We start from the raw sequence: 18,966 nt of genomic DNA, 5'->3' as shown, positions 1-18,966 counted from the left end.
TGGGGAGATTTTGAAGAATATGGCATCGACAACAGTACCTTCGCAGCAGGCTCGCAGCTTAACTCACCGCCGCAACTTAACTCGTAAGCCGATTGCGCTCGCAATTGCCGCAAGCCTTATCGGCGTTGCCAGCTTAATGGGCTGCTCACCCTCGGCCCCCAATGCTGACACATCAGCACCAACCGTCACAAAAGCCACAGACGCACAGATTGCCCCCGGCGCCCCCGGCAAAGCCCCAACCTGGGCGTTTTCCGGCAAAACCGGGATTGGCACCTCCTATGAGCCTTATACTCAGGGGCAATACCAAGACAGCGCGCAAAATCCCATTAGCCGAGTGTGGTTCTCCGTCGCGCAGGGGATTTTAACCGAGACCATGTACGGCCTTATTCACAACGCTCAGCTCAAAGAGTTGCAATTTGTAATCACAGGCAATGGCTTTGTCGATACCGAAAAAGACAACACGAACAGCAGCATTGAATACTTAGATACCGATGCCAATGGCCGCCCGCAATCCTTGGCCTATAAGATTATCAATCGCGATGTTGAAGGTAAGTATCAGATAGAGAAACATATCTTTACCGATCCCGACCGCGATACGCTGATGATGCGCGTGACGTTTACCGCCTTTGAAGCTGGCATCACACCGCATTTATACGTTAACCCCCATATCGATAATGCGGGCGCGAATGATATTGGCAGAATCGATCATCAAGCCCTTATTGCTCGCACGGCCGATCCCCACAGCAGCGTAATGACGGTGAAATCGGATATCGATTTTACGCAGGCGACTACGGGCTTTGTCGGTGTATCCGACGGTTTGGCCGATTTAGCCGATAACGGTAAGCTTGATACGCTGTATCAGGCCACCAGCAACGCTGAAAAGCCCACTCAAGGCAACATTGCCTTTACCGCCAGTTATCCTGCACTCCAAGCGAATCAACCTCTTAATGTGAATTTGGCGATTGGTTTTGGCCAAGATGAAGCCAGCAGTTTAGCCAATGCCAACGCCAGCTTAACGGCGGGGTATGATGCAGTGCTGAGCCAATACAACGCTGGTTGGCACAGTTATTTACAATCGCTGCCTGCGATGCCAGATATGGCGCAGAGCACCACAGATAATGGCAAACTGCTGTATACCAGTGCCATGGTACTCAAGGCGCAGGAAGATAAAACCTACGCGGGCGCCCTTATTGCGTCGCTTTCTAATCCTTGGGGCGATACTGTCCCTGCTGTCACACCCAGCACGGGTTACAAGGCCGTTTGGCCCCGAGACTTTTACCAATGCGCCATGGCATTTCTCGCCATGGGCGATACGCAAACGCCTAAAGTCGCCTTTGAGTACCTTAAAAAGGTGCAAGTGAGTGACAAAACTCCAGGCTATAGCGGCACGCCCGGTTGGTTTTTACAAAAGACCCATGTGGATGGCCAAATCGAATGGGTGGGCGTACAGCTCGACCAAACGGCGATGCCGATCATGCTCGGCTGGAAACTCTGGCAAGCAGGCGAGCTTAGTCAAGCTGAGCTGAGCCATTGGTATCAAGAGATGCTAAAAGCCGCGGCGGACTTTTTAGTCAGCGGCGGCGAGGTCAATCTTGACTGGAATCACACGCAAATTACGCCACCGAAAACCCAGCAAGAACGTTGGGAAGAACAAGCTGGTTATTCGCCCTCCACCACGGCCGCAGTGATCGCAGGCTTAGTGGCCGCGAGTGATATTGCTAAAGCAGTAAACGATAGCGATGCCAGTCAGCGTTATCTCGCAACCGCCAAAACGCTTAATCAACAACTTGAAAAACACTTAGTGACGACCCAAGGTTTGCTTACAGATAGCCAAGGCATTAAGGCGCCTTATTATTTGCGATTAAGCCCCAATGGCGAACCAAACACCGCCGAGCAACTCGCCGCTAATAATGGTCGTGCGGGATTAGATCAACGTCAGATCCTCGATGGTGGCTTTTTAGAGTTGGTGCGTTACGGCGTGCGTGGCGCCACCGATAAGCTGATTAATCAAAGCCTAGCGCTGGTGGATAACACTGAGCTTGAAGACAATTTACGCCTCAAATACAACTTTACTGCAAAAGATGGCAGCAGTGTTCCTGGGTTTAGGCGTTACGGTAACGATGGCTACGGTGAAGATACCCTCACTGGCGCAAACTACGCCGAATCAGGCAGTAATAGCGACAACCAACGCGGCCGCGTCTGGCCCTTCTTCACCGGTGAGCGTGGCCATTTTGAATTGGCCCTCGCCAGCGCTAAGGGAGAGCTAAACGGTGCTCACGCGCAGCAAACCAAACAGCAGCTTATCAATACCTATGTGCAAGGGATGGAAACCTTTGCCAACGCGGGGCTAATGCTCCCCGAGCAAGCATGGGACGGTGTGGGTAACGCCACACGTTACCAATATCAACTCGGCCAAGGCACTAACTCCGCCACCCCGCTCGCCTGGACCCACGCTGAATATATCAAGCTGGTGCGTTCAATGAGCGATGGTCGAGTCTGGGATAACTACCCTATCGTCCCAGAAGCGTTGAAATAGATCCTACGCAAGTGTCCCTTAGCCGCTAATTAGCACTAAGGGACTCTGTTTGGGAATGCTCTTAAGGGGTTATCTCTAAGGGTTATCTCTAAGGGCTATTTCTAAGAACAATTTCTAAGAGCTAGCTTTGCCGCTATCCAAAGCAGCTCTCTTTGTCGCTATTTGATTTAAGATTGGTAATGCTACCGCGTGGCTTGCACGCTTTTTTGGGCGTATTCCTGAGGCGTACAACCAAATAGGGCTTTAAATGCAGCGCTAAAGCTACTGACACTCAAATACCCCAGACTATGGGCCACACCTGTCGTGCTCTCCCCTTGGGTTAACCGCTCAAGGGAGTTAAGTAATCGATACCTTTGGCGCCATTGTCTATAGGTCTGCCCGGTTTCGGCTTTAAAGAGTCGTTCAATGGTTCTGATACTCGCCCCCGCACCTTGGGCTAATTCGGCCAAGGTATATTCCGCCTGCGTTTTTTTGATCAACAGTTGGATCACTCGGCCAAGACGCGGATCCGAGCCCGCATTCAAATAGGTATTCACACTGTCGAGTGCATCTAGCTCGTCAATGGCACTTAAACCCAAGCGGAAATACTTTGCGGGCTCCATCGAGGTGTTTTGACATAGCTTCAGCACCATTTCGCGCATTAGCGGCGTCATGGTAACCATCACCACCTGCGTGTCCTGCACTCTAACGCGATAACTGGGATCGATATACAAGTTGCGAAGATGAGCATGGGTTTCGCAGTTAATTTGATGTCGGCAACCACTGGGGAGCCACACGGCATGGGTCGATGGCACCACCCAAACCGCATTGTCGCTCTGTACCCGTAAAATCCCTTTTGCCGCCCAAAGTAACTGCCCACGAGGGTGAGAATGGGGTTCAACGCCCATTTCGGCCTCGAGATTGCGCGCATGACTCAATACGGGACGATTTGCGTCTAACGTGAACGCAAATTGGCTGGGCGCCAACATTGTCGCTTTGGAAATAACATCTGACACATTACCACCTTAAAACGCCATATCAACTGGGCTATCTTAGGCCGCAATATCAATGCCCGCAATATTAAGGTGATCCCCTATGGGTAAGTTAAGTATTAAAAAATGGTTGATCTTTAGCGCCATGCTCGTCGCCATTTTGTTGGCTATGTTTCCACTCAAGCAGCACCCGGCACTTTTTTCCTACAGCGCATCGGTCGTACTCATCACCCTGCTGTTTTGGAGCACGGGTTTTATTCCGCCCTTTATGGCGGGACTGATCTTTTTTGCCTTGGCCACCATTTTTAAACTGATCGATCCCAGTGCGCTGTTCTCGGGATTCGGTTCGGCGGCGGTGTGGTTAATTATCTCCGGCTTTGTGATTGGCAGCGCCATTTCAGAATCGGGATTAAGTCGCCGCCTCGCCGCCCTTATCGCCCCCGCGTTAACCATGAGTTATCCTCGCATGATCGCAGGACTGGTCATCAGCGCGATGTTACTGGGATTTGTGATGCCATCCTCCGTTGGGCGCGCGGTTGTGATGCTGCCCATCGGCATGGCCTTGGCCGAGCAACTCGGGTTTAGCCGTGGCAGCAATGGTAGAATAGGCATAGCCACCGCCCTAGCTCTCGCCTGTAATATGCCAAGCCTTGCGGTGCTGCCCGCCAATATTCCCAATATGATTTTGGCCGGTACGAGCGAAAATCTGTTTAACGTGCATTTTGGCTATGCTGAATATCTGTTTCTGCATTTTCCGATTTTGGGTCTGCTCAAATCGGCCATCATAGTAGCACTCGTGGTGTATTTGTTTCCGGCCAAGATAGATAAAACCCAGATGGCGGCAGCGACGGATATCGAAGCGTATGATGTGGTCAAGCAAGTTAAGCTCGGTATGCTACTCATCATCACCCTGTTATTTTGGATAACTGACTCATGGCATGGGATAAATCCAGCATGGGTGGGGCTAACGACCGCCATCATCCTTTTGCTACCGAAATGGGGCATTATTGAACCAAAGCGTTTTAATCAATCGGTTGATTTTTCAACGGTTATCTTTGTTGCCGCCGCACTCGGACTAGGCGTCTTAGTCAATCAATCGGGGCTTGGCAGCGAACTCGGCCAAGTATTCAGTCAATACCTTCCCTTGTCACAAGGCGCCTCCTTCCTCAACTTTATGTCCTTATCACTGATATCGACTTTAACCGGATTAGTGGCAACCGTGCCTGGCGTACCCACGGTATTAACCCCAATGGCTGCCGACTTAGCGAATGCGACAGGGTTTTCTCTCCCTGCGGTATTGATGACCCAAGTGATCGGCTTTTCGACGGTGATTTTCCCCTATCAAGCGCCGCCGCTGATTTTGGCGATGCAATTGTCTCAGGAGTCCCTCGCCCATCTGCTGAAAGTCACCTTACCCTTAGCGCTGATCACCTTACTAGTGCTGATGCCGCTGGACTACCTCTGGTGGCAGTTATTGGACTGGATAAGCTAAGCCTTTGAGGTATATAAAAATAACCCTAGTTTTATGAGCCAAACGAGACTCTAAATTGCGGCAAAGGAGTGCCGCAACCAACTTAGCGAACAACCCCATGCGTTAACGTCAGTGAATTAGAAGGTTGTGACCTAAAGTCATCCCCCACGTCGTGCTTACTATTCCTTTGCATCTGATTGTGCGACGTCAACGTTTGCCTGTCGTCTTACTCAACACACTTTCGACAAGTCATCAAAATACGCTATACTGTTTTTATATACAGTATTTTGATTTTCATTATTCATATGCTCACACAAACACAGTATCCACTTTTTAGCTCCTCCGTTGCGGCTGGATTTCCTTCTCCTGCCCATGATTACATTGAGCATTCACTCGATCTCAATGAACTTTGTATTAAACACCCCACAGCAACATTTTTTGTGAAGGTACAGGGAGACTCAATGGTCGATGCGGGCATTTCGAGTGGCGACATATTAGTGGTGGACAGAGCATTACAGGCTACGCACGGCGATATTGTGGTCGCATCCGTCGATGGTGAGTTTACCGTTAAACAATTGCAGTTACGTCCAATAGTGCAATTAATACCCCGTAATCCGGCATTTAAAGCCATTAACATCCACCATGATTCCGAGCTAAACCTATTTGGTGTTGTCACCTGTGTGGTGAAGAAATTCAAATGACTACTACGCTATTTGCCCTCGTCGATTGCAATAAATTACCTACACAGGTGGTATCAGCAATAAATCTGGAAAGGTTTGTGTGATAAGGCTTACTAGCCTTTTCCAGAAAAATAGTAATTTTTAGCTATTTTTCCTAAAACTTGAGTTTTGATGTTATCAGTTTCCAGAAAATTAGTCACTTCTTTAAGGCGTGCTTTCAATGGAAGGAGTGCAGATGTCTTTCAGCATCAAACTGCCCCATTCCTTAATTCGTATGACTTAACTAGCTCTGCTTAGTACTGGCCTGTTGGCTAAATTTTAGTAATGCAAAAAGTGTCTACGATATCAGTGGCGATTCAGTTTTGGCATAGTAGTTGACTAATTAGATTGTGAGTGATTTCGATCTGATCACTAGCTACAGATTTAGTTCCCGAATTCAGAAAAAAAGATGTTGACAATTTTAATTTCATCTCTTAATTTCTTATCGATGGATATTATTAATAAATGGATTTTAAAATGAAAAAACTACCTCTTGCTATATTAGGCACTGCAGCCTTATCTATTCCAGTAAAAGCCATTGCACATGATTCAGATGGCTTATATGGCACACCAGATAGCTTGTCTGAACAGCCTCCAAAAATTGAAGAAAGCAGCCTTATAAGGCTACCTATAAATACAGAGCAAAACTTAGCAATTAGTAATCATATTCAGCGTATGTATTCAGATCCAGAATATGCTCAAGATTACATTTATAATATAGGAAACTCCATTGGTACAGTTTCTCACAACTGTCAATCTTGTGTTTATTTACACAAAGATCCTAAAATTGTGTCGGCACTAAAGGAAAACTATGAGAAGTATATGCCAAACGTGCTTATGAAATACCATGCTAATGAGTTCATGTCTAAACGTATATCCTAGAAAAACTTGTTATAAAGGAGAGTTGTTCATGCGTTACTTAAATAATCAAATAGGGTATCCTTTTTTTATAATTTATTTCGTTACTTTGGCATCAGTTTTTGCGATTAACAAGTTCGGTATGCAAGAATTTAAAGGCGAAAACGACTTTATAATTTTAATAGTTATATTAAGTATTGTTCTTTTAATGACCTTCAAGTTAAGAGTGAGTGTTGAAGATAAACAACTAACTTTAAGTTACGGAGTTGGTCTATTTAAAAAGAGGTTTGATCTTTCAAATGTTAACAAAGTGACTATGGTAAAAAATAAGTGGTACTGTGGTTGGGGAGTACGAATTTCATCTGAAGGAACTATATACAATATATCAGGCTTCCAAGGAGTTAAAATTGACTTTCGCTCAGGTGTTTCAATCGTAGTTGGAACTAATAAGCCGCTGGAATTATATCAAACGCTTAAAGAGTTAACCTCCTAATGTCGGTTGGATTGGCTTTGTTGCTTAAATCGATGAAACTAAATCAATAAGCTACGATCTGATCGGCTACACCCATTAATCGTCGTAGCCTCATGCCTAAGGAACCTGCGATTAAGTCAGTACGCTGCGGTTTAAATTCACCGAAGTTTCTTCCTCTACTTTTTCCGCACCGATTTTCCCGTCTTGGGCAAAAAAACAGCAGTTTTATCCCACTTTTAGCCAGTTTTCTGGCTTCTACCCGATTTTAGGTAGTCTTCGGCTCATAGCGTAACATCTGGTCCACTCTGACGATGTTGGCCAACGCAAATAACATCGCCAGATGATTATCGTTTTTCACCAAGCCTTTATAGCGAGCTTTCACAAAGCCAAATTGGCACTTAATGATGCGGAATGGATGTTCTACCTTAGCTCTAATGCTAGCCTTCAACTACTCAGTTCTGATGAGCACTTTATTGAGACGTGGATGTTGCTTGAGGGTTCTGACTTTGCCCGGACGTTCTGCTATCAGCCAATCGACCTTCTTATCTGCAAGTACCTTGCGCTTTTCTGCGCCTTGATAACCGGCATCGGCTGACACAAATTGTTCTTCACCGTGTAGCAAGTTTTCCAGCTGATTTAAATCGTGCTCGTTCGCTGACGTGGTCACCAAGCTGTGGGTTAAGCCACTTTTGGCGTCGACGCCGATATGTGCCTTCATCCCAAAGTGCCATTGGTTGCCTTTCTTGGTTTGGTGCATATCGCCGTCACGTTGGTTTTGCTTATTTTTAGTTGAGCTCGGCGCTTCGATAATCGTTGCATCAACTAACGTGCCTTGCGTCATCATGACACCGCATTCACTGAGCCATTGGTTTATGGTGCTGAGTATCTTACGGGCCAGCTTATGCTGCTCCAACAGATGGCGAAAATTCATGATGGTCGTGCGGTCAGGCATGGCGCTATCTAAGGATAGATGTGCAAACAAGCGCATTGATGCAATTTCATAGAGCGCATCTTCCATGGCACCATCACTTAGGTTGTACCAGTGCTGCATGCAGTGGATACGCACCATGGTTTCCAATGGATAAGGACGGCGGCCATTGCCAGCTTTAGGGTAAACAGGTTCGATAACAGCAAGGAGTTTTGCCCAAGGAAGAATCGCATCCATCCGAGACAGGAAGATTTCCTTACGGGTCTGACGGCGTTTACTGGAGAATTCGCTATCGGCAAATGTGAGTTGATGTTCCATGAGCTGACCTGTTCCTTGGCAAACTGGATGAGTACATGATCTCATATCAGGGACTTATTCGCATCATCCCTAAACCTCGTTACAAAACAACCAACTGGACGCAGTACAACAAAGCCTTAATAAACCGTGGTTCTTTAACCTTTTGGATTGATGAAGAAGCGATAGCCGAGTGGAAGCAAAACAAACAAGGCGGGCTGGCGCAATTGAGAGTTTCTACTGTTATGGACAGCAAGCTGTGAGGTGGTGCCATACTTTGGGTAATCCGAAATGACAAAATTAGAGCAAAGGGTCTATCACGTTTATGTCCAAAAGTGAGCTAGGGAAAAAGTGGCAGTCGTGTGGAGTGTTTGGTAGCCCACATCAATATATCAGTGGGCTACTGGTGGATTACTTGATTGTCACGACCTGACTTCTTTTTAGCCTAGAAAGCTTCTCCCGAAGCTCTGCATTTTCATGCTCCAACTCATCCACACGAGTTAACGCCTGAACCAGCTTATCATTCAAGTGATGCTGCGCAGCCGCAAATAAGGCTAACTTCTCTCGCTCCGTCTCATACTTAGCCTTGTAGTTATCCTTGATACGCTTTTGCTCTTTGAGCTTAGTGCGCACGGTCTGGATCTCTGGCCGGATTATTTCACCGTTGCCTGCCGCGATTTCAGCTTTAGTCTGTTTAACCTTATCAACAAACTCGGGGTAGTAATAGCCACTGCCGTTGCCCAGGTTCGCTTCCTCCTCAACAGCGCGTACACTGAGCTTGCGATGGACAGGGATACGCTTAGGCTTACCCTGTTTAATGCGTTCTAGAGCCGCTTCAAGCGCTAGTAATGTGTTTTCGCTCTTACTCATGAGTCGCTACCTTTAAGTCAGGTTCGAAAGGGGTAAATGGCAGTTCAAAATCAGCCATGACTATCTCTGCGGCTCTTACTTGGGTGATGTAGTGGCTACGCTCACTCACCGAAATATCTTCGTCGGATTCCATGTAAGCAACCAAACTGTTGTGCTTTTTCTGCCACCACCGAGCTTGTTCCTCGTCAATGATGCTGCTGCCTGAGCCGCAATCGACACAGAATTGAGGCATGACAACACCATCCATATCGCAATTGTATCCATTTTTACAGTAGCTATGAGTCGTGCCATGAAGGGTGAGCTTACCATCCTTGACGGCCTTGTAGATGACATCCCACGAACTGTAGATGGTTGGGACATTTCCTCGCATTTGCATGATCGCTTTGCCATGTGAGCCTGATAATTTTTCACTAGAGTGCCACTGTTTGAAGATTTTATTTGCCGTGGTTTCAGCGTTAATGTCCTCAAGCATGGACTGGATTTTTTCATCCACAACAAGGCTTCGATAACTGGCTAGCTTGCCACCGTTGGTGTACCACTCGGTCATAGCAAGATACAGGTGCTTGAACTGCTGCTTGAGAGCGACCATTGTGCCAAAACGGTTCTTAATGCAATAGAATGCCAAAGAGCGTCTAAATTGGTGTGTAGCCATGTGCCAAGGCTTACCGACTAGGACATACTTTTTAACCCTCACATGTGATTGAGGGTTAGAATCTAGGCATTCTTGGTGGTCTTCCTCTGTCACAATAAAATTGAATTGCTTGCAGAACATCTGAAGACGTGCATTCCAGGATGAGATTAATGTGGGTGGTTTAGAGCGAACTGATTGGTTAACCCAAAGAGTGTTTGTGTACTTTTTATCTGGATAGGTCACTTCTTGTCGCCACCTTTCAGTTAGCGTTGTCATGAGTTCAATTGCGATCTTAGATGAACTGGCTGTTACCCATGTTTCTCGTTTTTCACCCAACTTAAAGGTGTGTGATTGGAGCATATGATACTCACGACCTTCAAAAGTATCCTTGTAATAGCTATTTGGCGTGAGCTTATCTAACTCTGAATCACGCATACCACTAAAACCGCCACACACGATGTAGCTTGCATTGATTAACTGCTCTCGATATCGCTGAAATTCCGAGCTATTGGCAAGTGGTATGTTAGGCAGTTTTTGTGCAAGAGGCGAAATAATATCACTTGGGTTTCGAGGTTTGTTGTCACGTATATAAGCGGCACGTATTTGTTTATCTATTTCGCCATTAGCCGACATAAAGGGGAAGCTTTCACCACTCGCCACCTTTTCATTGAGACGTCGATCACCTTCACGGTAGTTCTCTTGAAGTTCACTCTCGACTTGAGCAATTAGCTTCCTATTAGGGTGTGCTTCCTCAATCAGTTCAATCGCTTTGCCATAAATGGCATCGCACAAACGCTCTGGAATGGTCAGTGTTTGTTGTGCCTCTAACTGAATTAACCTTCTAGCAACAACGTCAGGCTTTAAAGGTCCAAGAAACTCATGCTTAACCTTATGCCATGCTGAATCTCTAATGATTGAATTGATAGAGACAACACATGTCCTTATTGAAGATTGAGAGTATTGTTTTTCAACCAAATCCCCTTCAAAGTTAGTCCAATTTGATGATTTCGAAAGAGCGCGTATAGAATCAAAGCCTTGCTCTACCAAATGACTGTAAGGCATGTTCGTATATTTGAGCCTTGAAAATATACTACTAAACTTCAAAGCCTTACGCTGTTTTGGACCTTTATTGAATAACCAACCGTAGGTAAAAAGTTTCAACTCTCGCTGTAAGTCTTTATTGTTATTGAATTGATTGAAATTAAGAGTGTTCTTATGCTCCCTTTTGTTTCGTGAAAACGCAAAGCAATACCAAGCGCTATCACCGAAGTAGGCTGTTACCTTGCCTGATTCATCCTTGCAGATCACAACCTTATCAAGCTCATCAAAACGTTCTTCATGATAGAGCGTGACCACATCGGCTTCTTCTACTTTATGCTGCTCAGGGAAGCTATCTAAATATAAGTGCTGAACTGGCATTACACGCTCTTCTGTTGACGATTAGGGATTAAGAAAAGAATGGATTCAGGCTCATTCCACACTGGGTGAAGCCCTTCATCATTCAGTTTTTCTTCAGCTTGTTTTAAGATTTTAGAATTGATATCGGGAAGAATTTTAGAATCTATAAACACTATGACTTGTTCAAAATTCTTGCGGTAATGGTGAGCATCCAAATGTAGGTACCGCGACTCTTCAATGCACGCCCTAAATGACAGCAAGCACCAAATATCCGCAACGGATTGAACGATGACTTGATAAGGACAACCAAAACACGCCAATAAATCCGCACAAGCCAATCGCTCTCCATCCTTGGCTAGCCCTTGCTTCAGCGCCTTTTGGGTGTGTTTTTCTGACTTACTACCAAAGGGGTCGCTACAACTACCACCATTAGATGTGCGGCTGAGATTTGGTATTTCAATCGCATTCTCTTTTTCAATCACAAGCACATCAATACCAAGGTTTTCTTGTGCTTCCTTGGGTGATACACCTTGTTTTATTTGTTCTTCACGAATGGCGAAAGTGTCTTGCAGCATCCCATTGTTACTGTGTTTATTGCCTTCACTGTAACTCTTTTTTCGAGTATTGGATGTATTCCCAAGCATGATGTTATTTACTATTTCACTCTGATGATAAGCGGTTAATCGTGCGCCTGTTTCACGAAAACGACTTACCATAGGGCGTAATCGTCGCCCCGTTTGATCGTTGAAAGTGAAGTACCTTTCCACCCAATGTGCAAGGAAAGTATTTAAGGTATTCCTTTTGACAGGCTGTACTTTTTTCATGGCAATAGTTTGCAGTAGTAAGGCATCTTCCCCAGTAGAAATTAATCGTGAAGCCTCAAGTAACTTATCAAAAAAGTCCATCGAATATTTTGGGATTTCTAGTTCGTGTTCACCCATTTCAACGCTAATGGTTTTAAACGCTCTTCGTTTAAATGCTGGCATCGTATACCATACCTCACCAGCTGTGGTTGAAGCGTTCTCTGGTTGCTTTAACTTGAACAAATCACTTGTGTTTACGTAGGTGTAATACGCCATTAGATATGTAGCAGCGGACATCATCTTAGAGATAGCTGCACATAATTTGTATTCACATCCTTTCCAGTGAAAGGTCATGGTTGGTATCGATTTATACGCTTGAATATGTTTCTCAGGATTATCTATAAACTGTTGATGTGTTTGCTTAAATAATGCCCTCAAAAAAGGGAGTATTTGCTTTAAGTCGCTTCGAGTATAGGCTTCAAAGGGTTCGACATCATCACTATATCGCGTAACAATATTATCAAAGTTCGAGCGGGGTAAATCTAGATATTCAGTCAAGAGGGTCTGACATACTGCGTGGGTTTTATTATAGGTTGCGTTTTTGATTTGCCCTAGCATGACACGTTCATTTTGATAATTCATATAGCCTTCGATTGATGATTGATTAAAGGCTTCAATATCACTCTCGTCACACCACCGAATATATTGAGTTAACGTTATGAAATAGGAGTATAGTTTTTCGTGACTACCATCTTCCTCGATAAATTCTTCATACCGAGTTTTCATTTGATAAATAAAGTCTTTCCTACCGGCATCTTCAAACTGTTTACCTTTCTTTAAATCTTCAGTAGATGGCAGGTTTTTTTTCAATAAACGATTAAAATCAAGTAGTTTTTTACCCTCCAACTTCACCTGAATACACAAGTCGGGTATCCAACCATGAAGGTGCGTGACATTACTCATTCTCAGTCTCCAAAACTTCATGCATGATGCTGTCTAATATGCCAAATTTCACCTTGAAGGCTTCTTTACGCTTGAGGTAGCGCAAATATTTCCAAGTAGTTGATTCGTTTTTATGTCCCATCCACCCCATGAGTAGCTCCATGCATCCCGCGACAGGTAAGCCTGCTTCAAGAAGGTCATTAAGGCGATATGTGCCATACGTTGAACGAAAATCGTGAAAACGATGTTCAAAAGCTGGGTTCGTTTGTTTAATTGTCGTTCTTAGCTCCCCCCACCTAGCTTCAATGGACTTAGGTGATACAGGGTTGCCTTGGCTCACTCACAAACAAGGGTTCATGATTTAAGCAAAACTCTAGTGCTTCAACGGTTTCGTAGCTTAATCCCTTTGCTGATTCTTCTAGGTTATTGAGCTTGGTATTTAGCTTGATAACTCGTTTCAAACGTCGTTCAGAAGTACGATAAACGTCTAGTTTATCAAGCAAAGTCTTCGATATTTCAATCGTCCTCTCTTTGCGGTATTTCGTTTGAACACCATTTCGTTGAGGTGAAACCGCTATCTCATAACGATGCTCAGATTCAGCAAGTGGTTTTGCAATATCGAGAGCATCAAGTGTTAGTGTGGCAACCTCTTGAATTCGAAGTCCAGTATCAATGGAGATTAAAATTTGAAGCCCTAGTTCTTCGGATGCTACAGGTAGATAGGTGGTCAGTGTCGATAACGCATCCTGACTTAATGGTGTTAAGGGGCGAATGTTTTTGCTGTCACTGTCTCGCGGCACTTTGATTCTTAAATCACTGGTTGCAATGATGAAGCTTGGAGCAATATGAGCCAGCATATCGGTTCGCTTAATAGATACGAACTCCATTCTAAAGGGCGCTTCTTTCTCATTTTTAATCTTTAGATAACCATCATGCATCAACCACTTATAGTAATTAACGACTTGGTTCATACGTACACTTGCTGTGGAATGAGCAAGCTCTCCCTTTTTTATTAACTGCAATAAATGGGATCGAAATAAGTAAGTTGGCTTTAAACGCTTAACTGGTGGGAACATATCCCATTGAAGGTTTTTATCCTCAAGAAACTGATAGTAGCCCTTTAAAGCTTGAGCGCAGGGTTGTAAGTCTATCGCTTGCTTGATTGCCTTTTGATAGAAGAAGTAGCTATTGGCTTGGTGATTAAATTCACCATGTTCAGAATAAAGCGTTGGCAGTGAACCAATGTTATCAGTGGTAGGTGTAACAGAACATTGCCCATTACTTATAGAGAGATTTGTTTCTTTAAAAACATCACTAGATCTGATTAAAAACGCCATAAAATTCTCATGAAAGCACTGGCTATACATACAGTGTAGCCGGTAATGAATTCTTTTCCAGATTTATTTATGTGTGTAAGATGCTTTTCCTACATCAACCTGTCATGGTAATAACTTCTACGCTTCCTGCGAACGCTTGTTTCGCCCCGATCTTCAAGGCAAACCCATCGTTGTGCTCTCCAATAACGACGGTTGCGTGGTTGCACGCTCAGCAGAGGCGAAACAATTAGGCGTCAAAATGGCCGTCCCCGTGTATCAGGTGATGGACATGATCCGCGCCCATAATATAGCGGTATTTTCCTCCAACTATGCACTTTATGCCGATATTTCAAATCGAGTGATGACCACTCTCGAGCACATGGTGCCCAGGGTAGAAGTCTACTCAATTGATGAGGCTTTTTTAGATTTGTCTCGGCTCGATAGATGCCAAGATATCACTCAGTTAGCCGCGGATATTCGCCAACGGATCCAACAATGGATTGGGATCAGTGTCTGTGTTGGCATAGGTCCTAGTAAAACCTTAGCCAAACTCGCCAATTATGCCGCTAAAAAATATCCCATGACTCAAGGTGTTGTCGATTTACGCACGACGGAACGCCAACGGCGATTAATGGCCTTGACGCCAATTGATGAGGTATGGGGGATTGGCCGAAAAATTGCGCAACGTTTAAAGCTTATGGGTATACATACCGCCCTACAGCTCGCCGATGCCCCACCTAAGCTGATCCGAGATAGCTTCTCGGTCACAGTCGAACGAACGGTGCATGAGCTAAACGGTATTGCCTGTGATGATATTCAACAACTTGTGGCGACAAAACAGCAAATCGTCAGTTCTCGCTCTTTTGGTGAACGCATTACCCACCTCACAGCAATGCAGCAGGCCATCAATGATTACACCTGTCGAGCCTGCGAAAAACTGCGTGTTGAGGGTCAATTTGCACGTACCCTATCCGTATTTATTCGGACCAGTTATTTCACTGAACATCAACCCCAGTACAGTCAGGTGCTCACAGGCAATTTAACTTATCCCAGTGACGATACCCGTGATTTTATCGCATTAGCGCAGCGGCTCTTATCTAGGCTTTGGCGTGAAGGATATGCCTATGCCAAGGCTGGTGTGATGCTGGGGGACTTTTATGCGCCAGGTGTGTTTCAACTAGGATTATTTGATGAAGTCAAACCACAACCTAAAAGTAAAGAATTGATGAACCTACTGGATAGCGTTAATCACAGCGGTAAAGCCAAGATCCAATTTGCAGGGCAAGGACTCAATGCCGATTGGTGCATGAAGCGTGGCCAACTCTCTCCTCGCTATACCACACAATGGACACACATCCCGACAGTAAAATAAGCCATAGTATGCAAACAAGCCATTTGCTTACCTGTTAAGGTTTGTTAAATCCCTAAAGCCTCAACAATAATGCACTTATTTTCAACAGTTAATAAGATACTCCCAATTTACCGCTTTTATCCCAACTTGATGTAGCTCACAGAATCTAAAACTCAATCAAACTAAAGACCTAGTACAAAAATTGACATTGTAAAGACAATGTTTCGTTACATTGAGATACAACCACGCCATAGCGCATACCGTGCCGTCATTTTTTATTTCCTCTCACGCTTAATTAGCCTCTCCGCCTTTACAAACGCAACACTTAGGCAGCATGCGAATAACAATTAAGCTGTTGATATTAAAGTTGTTAATGATAATTTTCCGACTATGGAGGGCAGTTGCAAATAAATATAAGCCGTGATGAAACCCTTCCTGATCGTCATGGCATTGTTAAGGGAATGAAAATATGACTACGCAAACAACCGTGGCACGTGCGGTTCGTTTTAGTTTACTCGCTTTGGTCTCCGCCTCGGTGACACCGCAAGTATTTGCCGCCGATGAAGCGGCCGTTATCGATGATAAAGTGGAGCGTATCGAAGTCACGGGTTCACGTATTAAACGTACCGATCTTGAAAATGCCTCCCCTATCGTGGTGGTGAGCGCAGCAGATATCGAAAAAGGCGGCTTTAACTCAGTGCAAGACGTGTTAGGTAACCTGTCGCAAAACTCTGGTGGATCTATGACCCAGCAGGAAGTGCACGGCTTTACTCCAGCGGCATCGGCCGTCAACCTGCGTGGTGTGGGCGCTGGCCGCGTACTGACATTAATCAATGGCAAACGTGTGCCTAAATATCCGTTTGGTGCTGGTGGTACAGACAGCTTTGTCGATACCGCTAACATTCCGTTAGGGGCCATTGAACGCATCGAGATTTTAACCACGGGCGCCTCGGCAATTTACGGCTCAGATGCGATGGGCGGTGTAATTAACATCATCTTGAAAAAAGACGTTGAACAAAGCACCTTCAAATACCGTCACTCTGATACCTTCGATGGTGGTCTGCAAAATAACCAGTTCTCCTTTATGACGGGTGTCAGCAGTGATAAAGCGAACCTGACCTTCTTCGCCGAATATGAAGATCGCCAAGCGTTAAAAGCCTCGGATCGTCCTGAATGGGGGACCGATATTGTTCCGGGTAACTACTATTCCAGCTACAGCTCCTATGGCGCCAACCTTGTGGATAGCAATGGTAAATTACTCAAGACCTTAAGCGCCGCAGAATGTGATGCGCGCGGCTATGTGATGATGGCCAATGGTAAGTGTGGGTTCGATCGCTCCGCACAGCGCGACTTTTCGCCTGAGCAAAAACGCTATTCAACCATGATCAACCTCACCAAAGACTTAAACGACAATCATCAGCTGTATTCGCGCCTCGATTACACCCATGCCTCGACCTACACTGAGATTGAATCGGCAACGGTCGGCGAAGATTTTATGTTCAACGTATCGGGCAATAACGTCACTATTGTTGATGAACTCAATGGGTTATCTCAAGTCTTCGATAAAAATACCGCCTTCGGCGGAGATTTTGCCGGCGCTGCCGATGGGGACTATTACTACACTCGCCGTATGTCGGAGTTAGGTCCACGCACCTCTGATTTTGAGACCAATAACTTCTCCTTCTTATTAGGCAGCAAAGGTTACCTCACCGATTCAATCGAGTACGACACCTCGTGGTCGATTGCGCGCCAAACGGTAGACTCCACCACCGCAGGTTCACCCACCTACCAAAGCATGTGGAATTACCTCACCGCAGGCACAAACGGCAATTCGCTGCTGGATGTGATTTCACCGGACGATGCCGCAATGCTGGATTTCCAAGGTGGTAAGAAGGGGCAATCTACCCTATCGAGCTTCAACGCGGGGATCAGTGGCGATGCCTTTGAATTACCAGCAGGCACAGTGGCTTATGCCGTGGGCGTCGAATACGGTAAAGAATGGTTCTACGATAAGTCCGATAGCTTCACCAGCAATGGTGGCGTGATTGGCAAAGGCGGCAGCAGCGCCCAAGGTGAACGTGAGCAATATGCAGGTTATGCCGAAGTCGCCGTGCCTGTGATTGAAAACCTCACCGTCACCCTTGCGGGCCGTTACGACTACTATGACGATTTATCCGATGTCGGCGGTCAATTCAGCCCACAAGTCGCAGTCGAGTATCGCCCGATTGATAATCTGTTGTTACGCGGTCTGTATGCAGAAACCTTCCGAGCGCCAGACATGCAGCGCTTATTTGGTGAACCAACGGCAGCCTATAGCACAGTGATCGACACTCCAACCTGTGAGGCCGCGGGTGGCACGGGCCCTGCCTGTGAGAAGATTGACTCACTGCCAATTACTATCGGTGCAAACCCAGAACTTGAAGCGGAAACCGGTAAAAACTATAACCTCGGCATGGTGTGGGATTATAACGATCTCAATTTAACCTTGGACTACTGGATTGTTGAAATCGATAACCTAGTCAATAGCCCAAGCGCCCAGTATATCTTGGATCACTCTGATGCCTTCGCCGATAAGATTTTCCGCGATGCAAGCGGCAAGTTAATTCAAGTGAATACTCAAGCCATCAACATGTCATCCCAAGAAACTTCGGGTATCGACTTCTCGGTGGGCTATCGCTATGAGACTTCAGGCTACGGCGATGTCACCGCCCGCTTAGAAGGCACCTATTTATTGAAGTGGGAGGAGCAATTAACCCCAGATTCAGAGCCTTTAGATCTGATCGATGGTGACGGCTCTGCCCCGCAAATCCGTGGTAACTTAAATCTGGGTTGGAACTACGATGACTTCGCTACCAACCTGCTGGTCAAGTACACCGACAGCATGAATGGCCAGCGTAAAGAGGCATTCATTAACAATGGGTTAGCGGATAAATATGCCGTCACTATCGATAGCCATGTCGAAGTGAACTGGGCCGCCAGCTATATGTTAACCGATGCGATTAAGTTCTCCGGCGGGATTAATAATATCTTCGATGCAGGCCCTGAGATTGATGAAACCCAAAACTCTTGGCCGCACTATCCACGTTCTTACTACAACGTTGTTGGGCGTGAATATTATTTAGCGGTAGAGATGAACTTCTAATCAACCTCATGTTTTGATTAGTATTGCTTCCTCAAACACAAAGCCGAGCAACTGCTCGGCTTTTATCTATTGGCTTCACACTCAGTTACGCGTAGGTATCAATCGATTCGCCTTGACTCGCCTCACGGGCGCGCTCTTTGGCGGACTCGCTCACCTCTTCCACTTTGGCTGGTGCAGGTTGAGCGGGTAACGCAGTGGGTGAAGATGAACGGTTGGCAGCATAGCTATGCGCTAACATTGGGCTGCTTGCACTGATATTCATAG

The 18,966-nt window shown here is 45.6% G+C and carries 13 protein-coding genes and 3 pseudogenes; 8 read left to right on the top strand and 8 right to left on the bottom strand.

The features are described 5' to 3' along the window. Positions 1–19 precede the first annotated feature (19 nt). The gene (locus N5E87_RS09960) at positions 20–2,536 is read left to right on the top strand and encodes a glucan 1,4-alpha-glucosidase (RefSeq protein ID WP_279775306.1); all 2,517 of its coding nucleotides are present in this window, start codon (positions 20–22) and stop codon (positions 2,534–2,536) included. A 182-nt stretch (positions 2,537–2,718) separates the two neighbouring features. On the opposite strand, the gene N5E87_RS09955 is transcribed toward N5E87_RS09960, so the two are convergent. Continuing rightward, positions 2,719–3,531 carry a helix-turn-helix transcriptional regulator gene (locus N5E87_RS09955; RefSeq protein WP_126513063.1) on the bottom strand — a complete coding sequence of 271 codons (813 nt, stop codon included), beginning with the start codon at positions 3,529–3,531 and terminating at the stop codon, positions 2,719–2,721. Between the two features lie 79 nt (positions 3,532–3,610). Between N5E87_RS09955 and N5E87_RS09950 the strand changes: the two genes are divergently transcribed. From N5E87_RS09950 to N5E87_RS09935, 4 genes are all read left to right on the top strand, one after another. Further along, a complete protein-coding gene (locus N5E87_RS09950; RefSeq protein ID WP_086903484.1) occupies positions 3,611–4,999 on the top strand; it encodes an SLC13 family permease in 1,389 nt (462 codons plus the stop codon). Positions 5,000–5,283: 284 nt separating this feature from the next. Continuing rightward, positions 5,284–5,679 (top strand): translesion error-prone DNA polymerase V autoproteolytic subunit, encoded by a 396-nt coding sequence (umuD, locus tag N5E87_RS09945; RefSeq protein WP_086903485.1) that lies wholly within the window; start codon positions 5,284–5,286, stop codon positions 5,677–5,679. A 495-nt stretch (positions 5,680–6,174) separates the two neighbouring features. Beyond that, a complete protein-coding gene (locus tag N5E87_RS09940; protein ID WP_261731774.1) occupies positions 6,175–6,579 on the top strand; it encodes a hypothetical protein in 405 nt (134 codons plus the stop codon). Positions 6,580–6,607: 28 nt separating this feature from the next. After that, positions 6,608–7,048 (top strand): hypothetical protein, encoded by a 441-nt coding sequence (locus N5E87_RS09935; RefSeq protein WP_140906933.1) that lies wholly within the window; start codon positions 6,608–6,610, stop codon positions 7,046–7,048. A 244-nt stretch (positions 7,049–7,292) separates the two neighbouring features. Here N5E87_RS09935 and N5E87_RS09930 read toward each other — a convergent pair. Beyond that, positions 7,293–8,273, bottom strand: a pseudogene (locus N5E87_RS09930) (IS5 family transposase). Positions 8,274–8,338: 65 nt separating this feature from the next. Between N5E87_RS09930 and N5E87_RS09925 the strand changes: the two are divergent. Next, a pseudogene (locus N5E87_RS09925) lies at positions 8,339–8,461 on the top strand (IS5/IS1182 family transposase); the annotation flags it as partial. 199 nt (positions 8,462–8,660) lie between these two features. Here N5E87_RS09925 and N5E87_RS09920 read toward each other — a convergent pair. From N5E87_RS09920 to N5E87_RS09900, 5 genes are all read right to left on the bottom strand, one after another. Next, complete coding sequence (locus N5E87_RS09920) at positions 8,661–9,119, bottom strand: hypothetical protein (RefSeq protein ID WP_144374600.1); 459 nt, start codon at positions 9,117–9,119, stop codon at positions 8,661–8,663. Then, positions 9,112–11,169 (bottom strand): hypothetical protein, encoded by a 2,058-nt coding sequence (locus N5E87_RS09915; RefSeq protein WP_261731773.1) that lies wholly within the window; start codon positions 11,167–11,169, stop codon positions 9,112–9,114. The genes N5E87_RS09920 and N5E87_RS09915 overlap by 8 nt, the downstream gene beginning before the upstream one ends. Further along, entirely contained in the window at positions 11,169–12,914 is a 1,746-nt protein-coding gene (locus tag N5E87_RS09910; protein WP_261731772.1) for a hypothetical protein, read from the bottom strand. Before N5E87_RS09910 ends, N5E87_RS09915 begins: the two co-directional genes overlap by 1 nt. Beyond that, entirely contained in the window at positions 12,907–13,044 is a 138-nt protein-coding gene (locus N5E87_RS09905) for an integrase (RefSeq protein WP_279775305.1), read from the bottom strand. Before N5E87_RS09905 ends, N5E87_RS09910 begins: the two co-directional genes overlap by 8 nt. A 160-nt stretch (positions 13,045–13,204) precedes the next feature. Continuing rightward, a complete protein-coding gene (locus N5E87_RS09900; RefSeq protein ID WP_279775304.1) occupies positions 13,205–14,230 on the bottom strand; it encodes a site-specific integrase in 1,026 nt (341 codons plus the stop codon). Between the two features lie 109 nt (positions 14,231–14,339). On the opposite strand from N5E87_RS09900, the pseudogene umuC reads away from it, so the two are divergent. Together umuC and N5E87_RS09890 are read left to right on the top strand one after the other, a co-directional pair. After that, positions 14,340–15,581 (top strand): annotated as a pseudogene (gene umuC / locus N5E87_RS09895) (translesion error-prone DNA polymerase V subunit UmuC); the annotation flags it as partial. Positions 15,582–16,029: 448 nt separating this feature from the next. Beyond that, positions 16,030–18,702, top strand: coding sequence for a TonB-dependent receptor (locus N5E87_RS09890; RefSeq protein WP_279775303.1), 2,673 nt, complete (start codon positions 16,030–16,032; stop codon positions 18,700–18,702). A gap of 85 nt (positions 18,703–18,787) precedes the next feature. On the opposite strand, the gene N5E87_RS09885 is transcribed toward N5E87_RS09890, so the two are convergent. After that, positions 18,788–18,964 carry a hypothetical protein gene (locus N5E87_RS09885; protein ID WP_198134665.1) on the bottom strand — a complete coding sequence of 59 codons (177 nt, stop codon included), beginning with the start codon at positions 18,962–18,964 and terminating at the stop codon, positions 18,788–18,790. Positions 18,965–18,966 lie beyond the last annotated feature (2 nt).

The organism is Shewanella sp. GD03713 (genome assembly GCF_029843705.1).
Classification (GTDB): Bacteria; Pseudomonadota; Gammaproteobacteria; order Enterobacterales; family Shewanellaceae; genus Shewanella.
The sequence above is the reverse complement of the archived record's forward strand: the minus strand, read 5'-3'. Positions and strand labels throughout refer to the sequence as shown.

What these genes read in the sequence shown, in the direction of transcription:
- N5E87_RS09960 (WP_279775306.1), top strand. Translation starts at nt 20, where the DNA reads ATGGCATCGACAACAGTACCTTCGCAGCAGGCTCGCAGCTTAACTCAC.
- N5E87_RS09950 (WP_086903484.1), top strand. Translation starts at nt 3,611, where the DNA reads ATGGGTAAGTTAAGTATTAAAAAATGGTTGATCTTTAGCGCCATGCTC.
- umuD (WP_086903485.1), top strand. Translation starts at nt 5,284, where the DNA reads ATGCTCACACAAACACAGTATCCACTTTTTAGCTCCTCCGTTGCGGCT.
- N5E87_RS09940 (WP_261731774.1), top strand. Translation starts at nt 6,175, where the DNA reads ATGAAAAAACTACCTCTTGCTATATTAGGCACTGCAGCCTTATCTATT.
- N5E87_RS09935 (WP_140906933.1), top strand. Translation starts at nt 6,608, where the DNA reads ATGCGTTACTTAAATAATCAAATAGGGTATCCTTTTTTTATAATTTAT.
- N5E87_RS09920 (WP_144374600.1), bottom strand. Translation starts at nt 9,119, where the DNA reads ATGAGTAAGAGCGAAAACACATTACTAGCGCTTGAAGCGGCTCTAGAA.
- N5E87_RS09915 (WP_261731773.1), bottom strand. Translation starts at nt 11,169, where the DNA reads ATGCCAGTTCAGCACTTATATTTAGATAGCTTCCCTGAGCAGCATAAA.
- N5E87_RS09910 (WP_261731772.1), bottom strand. Translation starts at nt 12,914, where the DNA reads ATGAGTAATGTCACGCACCTTCATGGTTGGATACCCGACTTGTGTATT.
- N5E87_RS09905 (WP_279775305.1), bottom strand. Translation starts at nt 13,044, where the DNA reads ATGGGGTGGATGGGACATAAAAACGAATCAACTACTTGGAAATATTTG.
- N5E87_RS09900 (WP_279775304.1), bottom strand. Translation starts at nt 14,230, where the DNA reads ATGGCGTTTTTAATCAGATCTAGTGATGTTTTTAAAGAAACAAATCTC.
- N5E87_RS09890 (WP_279775303.1), top strand. Translation starts at nt 16,030, where the DNA reads ATGACTACGCAAACAACCGTGGCACGTGCGGTTCGTTTTAGTTTACTC.
- N5E87_RS09885 (WP_198134665.1), bottom strand. Translation starts at nt 18,964, where the DNA reads ATGAATATCAGTGCAAGCAGCCCAATGTTAGCGCATAGCTATGCTGCC.